The 1885-nt window shown below is 39.6% G+C and carries 4 protein-coding genes; 3 read left to right on the forward strand and 1 reads right to left on the reverse strand.

The annotated features are described in order from the left end of the window. Positions 1–69 precede the first annotated feature (69 nt). Positions 70–525, reverse strand: a complete 456-nt coding sequence (locus F6J99_RS44680; protein ID WP_293123786.1) for a hypothetical protein — start codon at positions 523–525, stop codon at positions 70–72. A 308-nt stretch (positions 526–833) separates the two neighbouring features. On the opposite strand from F6J99_RS44680, the gene F6J99_RS44685 reads away from it, so the two are divergent. From F6J99_RS44685 to F6J99_RS44695, 3 genes are all read left to right on the forward strand, one after another. Beyond that, positions 834–989, forward strand: coding sequence for a hypothetical protein (locus F6J99_RS44685; RefSeq protein ID WP_293123789.1), 156 nt, complete (start codon positions 834–836; stop codon positions 987–989). Positions 990–1098: 109 nt separating this feature from the next. Continuing rightward, positions 1099–1284 (forward strand): hypothetical protein, encoded by a 186-nt coding sequence (locus F6J99_RS44690; protein ID WP_293123793.1) that lies wholly within the window; start codon positions 1099–1101, stop codon positions 1282–1284. A gap of 68 nt (positions 1285–1352) precedes the next feature. Then, the coding region (locus F6J99_RS44695) for an FAD-dependent oxidoreductase (protein WP_293123796.1) at positions 1353–1885 on the forward strand (533 nt) is incomplete at its 3' end.

The raw sequence follows: 1885 nt of genomic DNA on the forward strand, positions 1-1885 counted from the left end.
TGGAACAGGCAAGATGCCTATTCTACAACAGTATTCAATTCATTCTATGATTAACCAACACCAAGATAACTAGCACCAACTATAGGATGAAACACTCTGCTTGATCAAGTTCCACTCTCGAATTAGCTGGATTTCGCTTGGTCTAATCTTACGACCTTTTAACTCAGGGTGACGGGCATAGAAGATTGCAGCTATTAATGCTGTAATTGTTTCCTGGTTATCATTCACGAAATAACTATAGTTGAGATCATCAGCATGGTTTTCCTGATCAGTATAACCATCACAGCTAGGTAATTTCCTCCAGACAATCCTGTTTTTCAAAGTTTCTTTAATAGCTAACCACTCTTGGTTGTACTGTGTTTGGTCAGACTTAAGACTATTGTTTGACATTTCTGGATTAACCTGCCAAAAATAAAAGTCAGTAAAATCCTTGACTACAAACTCGGGCACAGACGCAAAGGCGTGACCATGTAAAACAACTGATGCGGCAAGAATGGATAAGCCTAGAGATTTAAATTTGAGCATTGTCCGAAACCGTTACACTTCTTTGTTTAGTTTTTCCTATCAATAGGAAAATGATTTAGCGATAGCCAAGGGACTTATTTCAACCAATATAGAACTGAAGGATAAGTTTTACTTCCGTGATTTCCATGAAAATAGTGGTTGATTTTAAAAAAAATACTAATTAAATATTCCTGATTTTTGTTCTGCTTTTTTGTCATCTAGCCTAAGTCTGAAACCAATGGAATCCTTACTTAAAATAGTTTGATACAAGTCATAGGATTCCCAAAAAATACTAATGAACTTCAAATCATAAAATACTGCAATGCTCCTTGGCCTTGGCCTATTGGCCACGCTACGCGAATGGGCCACGCTACGCGAATGGAGCCGCTACGCGAACGCATTTTTTTCCTGCTGTTTTTAATCACTTAAAAACTGTTGCACTGACACACTACTTGCCATCTGGCCTAGGTCTGAAACAAATCTAAGCCTTACTTACAATAGTTTTAACTAACTCCATAGCAGCATCTGGACTTGTTGTCAGAAACCTCAGGGGGTGACATGAGCACTAAAAAGCTTATAGCGTTTCTAGGACTCATGAGGTACACATTATTTTTTCCTTCTTCCCTCTTACCTGCTCCCTGCTCCCTGCTCCCTGCTCCCTGCTCCCTGCTCCCTGCTCCCTGCTCCCGTCTTGATGCAGTCGCTCATGGGGGAAACCCCCAAGACCGCGCTGCATCGCTGCTCCCTAAAAACCAGAAATTTGTACCTCACAAGTCGTAGAATTGCTATAGGTATGCTATAACTAGCTCAAATAAAACCTTTAGTAACAACCATGTCATATCAAAAACATGTCATATCAAAAACCTAAAATAGTAATCATCGGGGCTGGTTTTGCCGGATTGATAGCGGTCAAAAATTTGGCCAGAGTCAATGCAGAGGTTTTATTGATAGATCGCAACAACTATCATACGTTTGTACCTTTACTCTATCAAGTAGCTACTGGTTTTATTCCCCCAGAATCAGTAGCCTATCCATTGCGAAAATTATTGCGACACGCTCCTAATACCAGTTTTTTTAAAGCAGAAGTTTTAGAAATAGACTTTACCGCTAAAATTGTTAAAACTGATCAAACAAATATTTATTATGACTATTTGGTAATAGCTACAGGGAGTCAAACTAAGTTTCTCGGTGTAGATGGCGCACCTAAATACACCTATCCCTTGCAAACTCTTGATGATGCAGTAGCCCTAAGGTATCGCATTTTGAGTAATTGTGAACAAGCTATTAGTTGTACTGACGAGGAAAGACGAAAACAACTACTTACTTTTACAATTGTCGGTGGCGGTGCGACAGGGGTAGAGTTGGCAGGAGCTTTAATTGA

Origin of the sequence: Moorena sp. SIO4G3 (genome assembly GCF_010692305.1) — a bacterium.
GTDB classification, from domain to species: Bacteria; Cyanobacteriota; Cyanobacteriia; order Cyanobacteriales; family Coleofasciculaceae; genus Moorena; species Moorena producens_A.

Excerpts from the sequence above, each read along its gene's own strand:
- F6J99_RS44680 (WP_293123786.1), bottom strand. The coding sequence starts at position 525 with ATGCTCAAATTTAAATCTCTAGGCTTATCCATTCTTGCCGCATCAGTT.
- F6J99_RS44690 (WP_293123793.1), top strand. The coding sequence starts at position 1,099 with ATGAGGTACACATTATTTTTTCCTTCTTCCCTCTTACCTGCTCCCTGC.